10 protein-coding genes are annotated in these 10,113 nt (G+C 47.1%); all 10 read right to left on the bottom strand.

Annotation, left to right across the window (positions count from 1 at the left end):
• Position 1: 1 nt before the first annotated feature.
• Positions 2 to 2,341: a GumC family protein gene (locus ACMJ0U_RS02490; protein WP_417127950.1), complete on the bottom strand. Its 2,340-nt coding sequence runs from the start codon at positions 2,339 to 2,341 to the stop codon at positions 2 to 4.
• Between the two features lie 26 nt (positions 2,342 to 2,367).
• Positions 2,368 to 3,162: a polysaccharide biosynthesis/export family protein gene (locus tag ACMJ0U_RS02485; RefSeq protein WP_417127949.1), complete on the bottom strand. Its 795-nt coding sequence runs from the start codon at positions 3,160 to 3,162 to the stop codon at positions 2,368 to 2,370.
• A gap of 29 nt (positions 3,163 to 3,191) precedes the next feature.
• The gene (locus ACMJ0U_RS02480; protein ID WP_417127948.1) at positions 3,192 to 4,088 is read right to left on the bottom strand and encodes a phosphoenolpyruvate carboxykinase; all 897 of its coding nucleotides are present in this window, start codon (positions 4,086 to 4,088) and stop codon (positions 3,192 to 3,194) included.
• Positions 4,089 to 4,090: 2 nt separating this feature from the next.
• Positions 4,091 to 5,173, bottom strand: coding sequence for a nucleotidyltransferase family protein (locus ACMJ0U_RS02475; RefSeq protein ID WP_417127947.1), 1,083 nt, complete (start codon positions 5,171 to 5,173; stop codon positions 4,091 to 4,093).
• Positions 5,174 to 5,198: 25 nt separating this feature from the next.
• Positions 5,199 to 5,480 (bottom strand): PqqD family protein, encoded by a 282-nt coding sequence (locus ACMJ0U_RS02470; protein WP_417127946.1) that lies wholly within the window; start codon positions 5,478 to 5,480, stop codon positions 5,199 to 5,201.
• 10 nt (positions 5,481 to 5,490) lie between these two features.
• Positions 5,491 to 6,084, bottom strand: a complete 594-nt coding sequence (locus tag ACMJ0U_RS02465) for a sugar transferase (protein WP_417127952.1) — start codon at positions 6,082 to 6,084, stop codon at positions 5,491 to 5,493.
• An 83-nt stretch (positions 6,085 to 6,167) separates the two neighbouring features.
• A complete protein-coding gene (locus ACMJ0U_RS02460; protein WP_417127944.1) occupies positions 6,168 to 7,289 on the bottom strand; it encodes a glycosyltransferase family 4 protein in 1,122 nt (373 codons plus the stop codon).
• A gap of 29 nt (positions 7,290 to 7,318) precedes the next feature.
• Positions 7,319 to 8,554: a glycosyltransferase gene (locus ACMJ0U_RS02455; RefSeq protein ID WP_417127942.1), complete on the bottom strand. Its 1,236-nt coding sequence runs from the start codon at positions 8,552 to 8,554 to the stop codon at positions 7,319 to 7,321.
• Positions 8,551 to 9,690 carry a glycosyltransferase family 4 protein gene (locus ACMJ0U_RS02450; RefSeq protein WP_417127940.1) on the bottom strand — a complete coding sequence of 380 codons (1,140 nt, stop codon included), beginning with the start codon at positions 9,688 to 9,690 and terminating at the stop codon, positions 8,551 to 8,553. Before ACMJ0U_RS02450 ends, ACMJ0U_RS02455 begins: the two co-directional genes overlap by 4 nt.
• A 10-nt stretch (positions 9,691 to 9,700) precedes the next feature.
• Positions 9,701 to 10,087 (bottom strand): hypothetical protein, encoded by a 387-nt coding sequence (locus ACMJ0U_RS02445; protein ID WP_417127939.1) that lies wholly within the window; start codon positions 10,085 to 10,087, stop codon positions 9,701 to 9,703.
• Between the last annotated feature and the right edge of the window lie 26 nt (positions 10,088 to 10,113).

Below are 10,113 nucleotides of genomic sequence, written 5' to 3'. Positions count from 1 at the left end.
TTTATTTAGAATGATTTTTATAGCCATATCCGTAACCATAACCATACCCGTAGCTATAACCATAGCCATGACGTTCCGGATTAGCACCGTTCAATACCAATGCCATATTCTTCAGTTTCTTTTCCTGATAAAGTTTCTCTATATCCGGCAACTGACGACGGTCGAGCTTGCCTGCACGTACCACAAAAATGGTCAGGTCGGCTATACGGTTTGCAATCGTAGCATCGGCAATCAAACCCACCGGCACATTGTCGGCAATGATGTAATCATAACGGGCACGCAGTTCATCCATCAATTCATCCAAACGATTGTCCATTAACAGTTCAGCCGGATTGGGAGCCAGGATTCCTGCCGGAATCAGGTCAAACCCTTCCTGATGCTGTATGATATCATCCACCTTCACCGTATTGTCCGACAGATAATTGGTAACACCTACATGATAATGCCCGAAATGACGGCTTAATGTTCCCTTACGAATATCCAAATCGACCATAACTACCCGTTTTTTCAGATAAGCCAGACTCATGGACAAGTTGCGTGCAATAAAGGTCTTTCCGGCTCCGATATTGAACGAAGTAAAGGTAATTACCTGCGCAGGCTTGTCTTTTTTGGAAAGGAAAGCCATATTGGTACGTAAAATACGGAAGGCTTCCGACACAATGTCATCACCCTGCTCTTTCACTGCCATTACCTTCCTCCGGTGGTCTTTCATGGCTTCTTTATCTAACGGAATTTCTCCTAAATAAGGCACGGAAGTAACTCCTTCTATGTCTTTCCGTCCGTGAACCCGTGTATCCATAAAGAGAATAGCCAGACAAACTGCTCCCGGCAAAGCGATTCCCACCAGCAATCCCAACAACAGGATACGGTTGCGGTTGGGAGAAATCGGTGCGTTGCTTCCTTCTGCTCCGTCTATCACGCGGGCATTGTTATCGGCCATGGCCTGTGAAAGGGCATTCTCCTCACGTTTGTTCAGCAGGAACAGATAAAGTGCTTCCTTGATTTTCTGCTGACGTTCGATAGACAGCATCTGCCGTTCTTTTGTCGGAATAGCCGTCACACGGTCCTGGGCACGCATTTCACGGTTCTGCGCGTCATTGCGCTTCACATTCAGGCTGACAATCATGTTGTCCACGGCACGGATAATGCTTTGCTTCATGGCACGGAGCGAGTTGTTCAGTTCCTGCACCACGGGGTTGTTCACACTGCTGTCGTCTATCAGGCGGTCACGCTTCAACTTAGCCGCATTATAAAGGCTGATCTGATTTTCAATGTTCATGTCGCTGATTCCCGTGTTGGAGGGTATCAGGTCGGTTTCCTTGCTGGGGTCGGTCAGGTAGTCCTTAATAAAATTAGCCAGCCGGAGCTGCGTCTCCAGCTCCATGGCATCGGCATTGTATTTCTGCGATTCACTCATGTACATACCTGCCGAGGAAGCAATGTCCACAATCTGGTTCTGCTGCTTGAACGATTCCAGACTGGATTCCACATGTCCCAGTTCACGCTCGATGATAATCAGACGTTCGTTGATAAAGTTGGCCGTATTTACCGCCACCTGGTTCTTCTCCTTGATAGCCTCTTCATTGTACACCGTAATCAGTGTATTCAGCACATCCTCCGCACGAGCCGGCGAACTGTCCTTCAAGGCCAGCGTAAGAATAGAGGACTCTTCTTCCTCCTGCTGGATGCCCAGGGCATTCTTATAATAATTCACCATCGATTCCAGCGGACGTTTCCGTACCTGTATGGGAACATTCAGCCAGGACGCACGCAAGTAGTTTGTAGCAGTGACCACCACGTTCATTCCATCCATAATTGCCACCGTGTCATTCAATGCCACCTTATACTCTGGCTGAGCTTCAATTCCCGAAAAATCGGAAAGCGTTACGGTCTTTGCGTCTTTCAAAGTCATGGTGAAAGAGAAGCTTTGTTCGGGCAACGCATCCGGCAGGCTGACCAGCACGGGCGACTCGGTGTACAGTTCATTGCTGCGCAAACCATCCTTTACCTGATAGCTCACATCGGCATGCACGCGCTGCACCACCTCACGCATCAGTTTCTTGGAACGGAACTGCAATATTTCATTCGCCACATTCACTTTGTTAATAAAATTGTCGAAGCGGTCCAGTCCGGAGGTAGTAGCCTTGTTCGACGGGTCCTTGATAATGACCGTAGCCGAACGGAAGTACACCAGCGGAGCACGGGCATAGTTATACCATGCAATCCCACCGCAAATCAGAATGGAAAGTAAAAACCATTTCCATTGAGAAGCCAAATACAGGAATAAATCCACTACATTCAGCCCCTGGTCATTCTTGTTAGAAGAATTGTTCGTCTGCATATTGTTCTGAAATTATTAGAATCGTCTTACTTAAGCACCCACAAGAGCGAGCATACAGCCGTCACTACAGACAACAGAGTTGTAGCCACCTGCCATCCCCGATCTTCAACGTCTTTCTTACGATACTTGGGTTCTACATATACGATATCGTTCTGCTGAAGGTAGAAACAAGGTGAATCGAATATATCTTTGGTACGCAGGTCGTGCATGAAAATCTGCCGTTCTCCCTCTATCTCACGGATAACAGCCACCCGGTCTATCTTGGCCTTTGACGTAAGGTCGCCTGCTTTGGCTATGGCTTCCAGCAGTGTCACGCGGTCACCGTCCACGCTATACGTCCCATTGTTTCCCACCGCTCCCAGCACGGTATATTTAAAATTCAGAAACTCAATGGAAACCAGCGGGTCTTTCATGTACTCCCCTTCCTCAATCTTCTGCTTGATTAAATCGCGTACTTCGCTCACTTTCATTCCCTCAATGTGCAGTTTGCCCAAAATCGGGAAATCAATGTTACCGTTTATATCCACACGATAACCTTTCTCGTTCACTTTGCTTGAAGCATCTGCCGTCACATTTCCGTCCGTTCCTACCCTGAATGTGCCATCGTAAATATTGAACGGGATGGCCAGTTCCGGATTTTTGCAACTGACAGTAATGCTCAAACGGTCATCCCGATGAACCACTGCCTCATATTTGGTATCAATGGGATATTTCAGTCCCATTTCCATATCCTGCAAATACACGAAATTCTTGCGCGATGCACAGGAAGTGAACAGTAACACGGCAAGTAAACTTGCCCATAAACAGACTGTTTTTTTCATACTTTAGGTATAGTTAAGTGATTAGTAATTTATTCTGATTCTTCTGTCGCCTGAAGCAACGTCTTCCGGCACAACCAGGCAGCTTCCTCATCGGGTCTGCATTCCAGCATCCCCACAGGAACCTGTTCTACCATACGGATTAATGTGTCATAAAGGCAAGCACGTAATTCCGCATCCTGATGAATGACACTGCATCCAGGAAAAAGCGCAATAAAAGCCTCCACCTCTTTCTTCCGGAAAAACCGGTTGGCAGGAGCCTGCTTCAAACGCACCATTCCACCCACCAGGTAAGAAAGCGGCTTATAGCAAGGGGTCTTGCCACTCCAGGGTGTGCCGTATGCGTAAACCTTATTATCTACGATACGCAGCGTCGGGTTATCATCGTTCAGCAGTTCCGTTCCCGGTATATATTTCAGCCATAACGCAGCATGCGTGCTTTTTCCGGTCCCGCTCTTTCCCATGAAAAGGAAAGCCCTATCCTCACAAAAGACAGCCGATGCATGAATCGATACGGCATTCCGGTAAAGCACGGCCTGCGAATAAGCAATTCGAAGCAGGGAAGACAAGGCATGTCCTGCCCATTTGTCTTCATCACACAAATACACCCGGACAACAGAAAAATCCCTGGCAGCCTGCATGACATGCAATGTGCTCCCCTGTTCTGCAGAAAGCGTTACACAATACCCTTCTGCTTCTTTATACAAACTAACGTAGCCCATATCGCTGAGCGTATTCTCTATTAATTGCCCTGAAGGCATCACCAAACCGCTTCCCTCAGAAGCATACACCGTGCACTTCAGTAAAGTTTCTCTCTCCTCGTTCTTGCAATGAAAAGCACGGAAAGAAGGCAGCAAGGCATCCACGTTCCAGCCTTGAGGCAGACTGATTTTCAATGTGAAACCTGCAACCGAAAAATAATATTCCATCCTCATTTGACTTGTCCTTTCAACAAACTGGAAAACACCCAAAAACCTTCTTTGGGCGCATAATGAAATGCAAAACAGGCATTGCGCTGAAAAGCACATGCAGTCTGCCACTTACCGGCCAAAGGCGACTGGGCTTTCCGCTGATGTCCGGCCACATGCTGGCCAAAGTTGCCGCCCCGCCAGACAATATCCAGTAAAGGAGACGAGTCCGAAGCTACCTCCTGATAAGGAAGGTACGCCACAGGAAGTCCCAAATGCTCTACCAGAAAGGCATGCAGCAACCGATGCCATCTGCTCATACCCAGCTTTAACGTAATCTTCTTTATTTCTTCTGATTCCACTTCGTCGTGCAACTTATAGCAACTGCGGGCCATATCGCACAACTGACGCAATCCAACTCCCCATCCCAAAGCATGCTTCAGAATGTGCAAGCTTTGGAGCAGGAGATTCAACACAGGAGAAGGAATCTTTACCTCCTGCCCTTTTTCCAGACTCATACGGTCATAGCCATATTTCTGTTCCAGTTCTTTTGCGTAACGCTGTAAAAATGGATTATGCAAGTCCAGCAAGCGTATATGATGTTCCACTTCCACTCCCTTCCATGTATAGACCACACTCTGGTCTGCGTGTACCTTTTCCTGCAAATTACCTTGATGTACAAGGGAAAAAGCATTTTCAAACATCTGGCGACTATCGAAATAAAAATCAATATCCCCACATTCCCGCAACAAAGGGTTCTCGTATAACCGGGCAACTCCCTGCCCTTTCTGCAATACAGGCTGAACTCCTCTTTCCGCAAACCATTTTACAAGCGACTCCAATATCCTGTTCATCTGCATATTCTTTCGCTCAATGGCATCCGTCTCCGCCATCCAGCGAACCAGCAACTCATCCGCTGGTAAGAAATCTTCCGGCAAATGCTGTATTCCCTGAAAAACGATTCCGGTAACAGTCTGCTGCCTTGACAAAAGGTACAAACTCTTCCACTCCCCAGCAGATAAGGGAAAACAAGACAGTTCCTCTATCTTCCGTTCCCACAATCCTGCCCTCAACAACACGAGCAATGCCGTATGTACCCTGCTCATCTCTTTTTCACAGTATAATTTTTTCCTATCCAATCAGCCCGAAAGCCTGCCAGTCTGCCAGCTGTTTCTCCAGATCACGACGGGCCATCTCCTTATCAATCTCGTATTCCTGACACAAACGTGCGGTCAGTTCATCCAATGTGGCACATCCGTCGGCCACACACTGCCATATCCAGGCAGCCGTCTGATTCAGGCTATACACCTTACTCATGTTTACATTGCCTGCGCAGGCATCCACAATCATATAGCGGTTGCCAATCTTACGCAGCTGAAGTCCCTTACGTATCTCTATCTTATCTTTATTCATATTGCAATAATTAGAATTTCTTACCCATCAGAATGGACATGACCGTAAGCCAAACAATTTTAATATCCATCCATAAAGAGCGGGTACGCATATATTCCAAATCCATTCTGAGCCGTTCCAGCATCTTTTCCATTGTATCGGTGTAGCCGTTGTAGAGAGTAGCCTTAGAGAACAATCCCGGACGCAGACGGTACAAGAGTTCATAATCCGGATTGATAGCCATAATTTTATCTACGAAAAATTTCCGCTCCGGCCGCGGTCCGACAAAACTCATCTCCCCTTTCAGCACGTTCCATAATTGCGGCAACTCATCCAGATGGTGTTCCCTCAAGAAACGCCCGATTCGGGTCAGCCTCCGGTCATTCTTCTGGCAAAGCGCCGGTTTTCCATCCGACTCCGAATCGACCGACATCGAACGGAACTTATACAAAATAAAAGGCTTTCCGCCATACCCGATACGTTCCTGGCTAAAAATCACAGGCCCCCCATCTTCCAGTTTAATCAACCAGGAAATAAGTAAAAACACCGGTGAAAAAACAATCAACGCCACCAAACTCACAACTACATCTGCTACACGTTTCACCCTACAAGCCGTAGCCGACATCCCCGCACTCGGATAACAATAGCGGTCATTTGTCGCATAAGCCATCATGGCTTTTAACATGACATCTTCTTTGTTTACATTTTTCATAACTCCATGTATATGGTTAAACATTTATCAATCATACGTTCTTTCGTAAACATTTCGCGATAACGTCTGGCCGCACCTTCCGAGAACTTCTGGTACACCTCCCCGTTTTCCGTTACCGCCTCAATAGCCCGGGCCAGGTCCTGCGCATCCCCCGGTTCCGCATTCATCCCCGACACCCCCTGTTCATTCACCCAGGCCACTCCCGATTGAGGTATTCTGGTAGCCACAATCGGTTTTCCGCACGACATCGCTTCTATCTGCACGATTCCGAACGCCTCAGTTTTCTGCACACTGCTCATGCAAAACACGTCGCATGCCCCATAGTAAGCAGGCAAATCCTCGTCGCTGACTCTCCCCAGAAGTTTCACTTTGCCTTGCAGGTTCATAGAAGCGATTTCATTCTGCAACTCCTCTTTCAAAGGCCCTGTTCCCCCAATCAGCACAACAAAATCATCCTTCAAATACCGGGCAGCCTCCACCAAGAAACGATAGCCTTTATACGTCACCAGACGTCCCAGCGAGAACACGATTTTCTTGCCCGGATATTCACTTCGGACAGCTTTCACCGCTTCAGGCAAAGGCCTCATCGGCTCTACCCCGATAGGCAAACAAGCCGTCTTATGCTGAACTGTCTGCAAAAAAGGAGATTCCGCCAGGTATACGGGAGAAGTTCCCACAATCACGTCGGCACGCCGCAACAACCATTGCTGCAAAGGCCTGTACAACTTCAGCAACAATTTTTGTTTCTGGATGTCGCTATGCCAGTGAAGCACCACTTTCCCCTTGTAGCCCGAAAGGAACAAAGCCAGACAAGCCATAGGGTCAGGATGATGTATGTGAATGATATCATACGTTCCACAAATTCTTCGCAAGGTAAAAATCATGGAAGGAGAAATCATTGTCGCACAAGCCTTCACCCAGGTACGGGTGCAAATCAGCCGGGCATGCTCGTTCAGCAAGACAGTCCGGTCATCCCCTTCCTCCGCCGCACACAGCATGTGACATTCGGTTCCCCTTTCGGACAATCCTGTCATTAAATCAAATGCAACCTTCTCTACCCCGCCACGTATGGGATAGAATTTCCCCAGTTGCAATATCTTCAAATTTTCTACCTTCATAAACTTTAATATCCAATAATAGTACGCGGTTAACCACGTGTCGTCAGTTCGTCATACAAGCGGATATAATCAGCATAACGATCTTCTTTTTTAAAATGCTCCAAGGCATATTCCCGGCACCTGTTCTGATAATAAGACTTTCCCCGCTGCCGTATAGTCCGTGCCGCTTCCAGCAATCCTTCATAATTCCCCTGTTCCACTACGAAGCCCGTCTCATCCGTCACCGCCTCTACACTTCCCCCAGTGCGATAAGTTACCACCGGGGTACCACAAGCTATCGCCTCCATATTGACGGTAGGATAATTATCCTGCCAGGTGGGATTGATAAAGGCATCTGCCACGGAGTACAATCCTGCCAACTGCTGAATATTCTCCGTCCGGGCTATGCCGATGATATTTTCAGGCAGCCTTTTTCTTTCTTCCGGTTTGATTCCCACCAGCACAATCAGTTCCTCCTCGTTCAGAAGAGCAGCCATCTGTATAAAATCATCCAGTCCTTTTTCCCGGCTCCAGATACTGGCCACGCCCAGCAGCACATGCTTGTCGCCCAGCCCGTATTTTTCCCTTACTTCCTGTGCATCGTACACACGAAACACCTCCGTATTGATGCCATTATGAATCACCCGGAAATCATATCCGTTGAAAAAAGACTCCTGCATCTCCGACTTTATCCAGTCGGACACCGGCACAATCACCAGTTTGTCTTGCGGCATGGAAGTAAAAGCCTCTTTTTTATCCAGGTAGTTCTTTCGGCTACGGTCCACCCACAAGCTTGCCGGGAACTCCCTGTGCTGAGGACAATCATGACATTCTGTTTTCCACCGATCACATTTCACAAATGAATAATGATAACAATGACCTGTGTAGAGCCAACAATCGTGCACAGTCCACACTACCAAAACATTGCACTTTGACAAATACTCAAACAAAATCCGGTAATTCAGGAAATAGCCATGAATGTTGTGTATGTGAATCACATCCGGCTGAATCTGTTCAATCTGGCGGATAAACTGCCGGGTAGCCTGTGAAGACGCCAGCCCATGGCGGTCAAACAAGCGCGTTTCCAGCCCGTGCCAGGCCACACTCCATTTGTTGCCTACCGGCACCAGCTTTGAACGGCAAGGCTTCACTCCGTCACGTCCACGGCTGTAAGCAATGTAACTTTGCCATCCGTTCTGCATGGCCAGTTCCCCAATTTCCTGCATGATGCGCCCCGTAGAAGTAGACACACGCAATACCGGATTTATCTGAAGCAATGTTTTCATTTTGCAGTTATTGAAGTAAACAAGCGAATCCACTGCGACATGACCGCCTGTTCAGAATAAGTATCCACTACCTTCCGTGCATTTTGCGACAGCATTTTCCGATAAGCTTCATCCTCCATCACTTTCATCATCGCATCAGCCAACGCCTGAATATCTCCATTCGGAACCAGCAAGCCATTTATACCGCTTTGGATAATATCTTTCGGACCACATTTATAGTCAAACGATACTACGGGAAGCCCGCAGGCCATCGCCTCAATCATGACCATCGGAAAACCTTCATAATTGGAACTCATCACCAGCATGTCACTTTTCACATACTCTTCCCCAATCTGTTTGGTAGGCCGGTTAAGCCGAGCTGTATCCTGCACCCCCGCCTTGTCAATCATCTGCTGTAGCATCTCCTGCCATTCCCCCTGACCAAAGATGTCCAGTTTCCAGCCGGTAAACCTTCCGGTATGCTGTACCAGTTGCCAGGCCTGAATCAGACGGTCAAACCCTTTCTGGTAATCCAAACGTCCCACCGCAATCACCCGTTTGTTCATCACATCCGAATAAGCATCACTCACATGCATAGCCGCATTAGGAATCACCTCGATATTCGGCAAACTTCCCCAATATCCCCTGTCCTCATTGGTCAGCACCACAAACTTGTCAAAGCAGCGCACTATCTGTTCATCCTGGTGTGTACGCAACTTATCAATCCATCCCAGCAATCCTTTCCGTCCATATTGCAAGCGGAAAAACTTGCAATAATGCAACTCCAGCACTTTCTTGCTTCCATCCTTTATATCCGGAATAAACGAAGACTCAGAAGGATAAAGCGACACCACAATGTCCGGTTTCTCCTTCAGGAGCAATGCCGTCAGTTTCCGCCTATGCTCTTTTCTTTTACGGAGATAGCCGGTTATCTTTTTCCATGCCCCCTTTTCATTATCCTCCGAGTAATTGATTTCCAGATCCGTCATACGTACTTTCTCTGGAAACGGATAAAAGGGAGGCCGCTGGTGCTGGTCAGTGGTGACCACCGACACTTCCCACCCCGGAAGCCGAGAAAGGTAGGTCACCTTGTTCAGGAGTACACGCTCCATGCCACCGGGATTGTATGTGGAATGAGTGCAATAGATAAGTTTCATTTTCTATCCATTAAGCCATGGGAGCAAAAAACATTTTTTCATTTATAGATTTGTCTTCATTTTTCCCTATCAACGCAAGAAAAAGGGCAAAAACCAAGAATATATCCGTAGAGACCTTAAACCAAACGATAAAATTCAGCAATAATATCATTACAAATGCCTCCCGATACATAGAAAAATAATTCGCACATACTTTGCAAACCTTACACATAAAAATACAAAATGGAATTAGTCCCAACAGACCAAAATAAAAGATGAAACGTAAATATCCCACATCTGTATTCTGATAATACCCATGCCAGTCAATTCCTGTATAATAAGGGTCTGCATAAAAAGGATTGTTCAAATAACCATCCCCCACTAGCCATGTTTTCAAGTTTTCCGGAAATACATACATGTTTTTCAATATCTCATTTGAATGCA

Origin of the sequence: Phocaeicola sp. (assembly GCF_048170425.1) — a bacterium.
Lineage (GTDB): Bacteria > Bacteroidota > Bacteroidia > Bacteroidales > Bacteroidaceae > Phocaeicola.
This window is presented reverse-complemented; position numbering and strand designations above follow the sequence as displayed.